This is a genomic window from Magnetovibrio sp. PR-2, assembly GCF_036689815.1.
GTDB lineage: Bacteria > Pseudomonadota > Alphaproteobacteria > Rhodospirillales > Magnetovibrionaceae > Magnetovibrio.
On the sequence record NZ_JBAHUR010000036.1, the window covers coordinates 1 to 525 of the forward strand.

Annotated in this window: 1 pseudogene; it reads right to left on the bottom strand. The window is 50.1% G+C overall.

Annotated elements, in window-relative coordinates:
• Positions 1-459 (bottom strand): annotated as a pseudogene (locus V5T82_RS18095) (transposase); the annotation flags it as partial.
• Positions 460-525: the final 66 nt, after the last annotated feature.

Here is a 525-nt window from a genome sequence, read left to right on the forward strand (position 1 = left end):
GCATGAAGCCCCAGTTGCGGTGACGTTTGGTCAAAACCTGAAGCCACTCCCCAATCTCTGCATTTTCGTCGCTGAGTTTGGGTTGGTATCGATAACAGGTCTCACTGATCGTAAATGCCTGACAGGCCGCTCGGATCGTCAGGCGCCCCTTGCAGACAAATTCTCTGGCCATCTCACGGCGACGGGATGGCCTCACCACTTTTTTGCCATGGCTTCTTTGAGCACATCTTTTTGAAGTTGGACGTCAGCATACATTTTCTTAAGGCGGTTATTCTCGGCCTCAAGTTCCTTCATCCGAGTCATCAGAGATGCATCCATGCCGCCATATTTGGCGCGCCACTTGTAGAAACTGGCACTGCTCATGCCGTGCTCGCGGCACAGATCCGGAACCGGCGTGCCAGCCTCAGCCTGCTTCAAAATGGAAATAATTTGACTGTCTGAATAACGGGACTTTTTCATCGTGAATCTCCTGCGTTTACGTTACGAGAAAATTCTACTTATGAAGACAACTAAATTTCGGGGGTA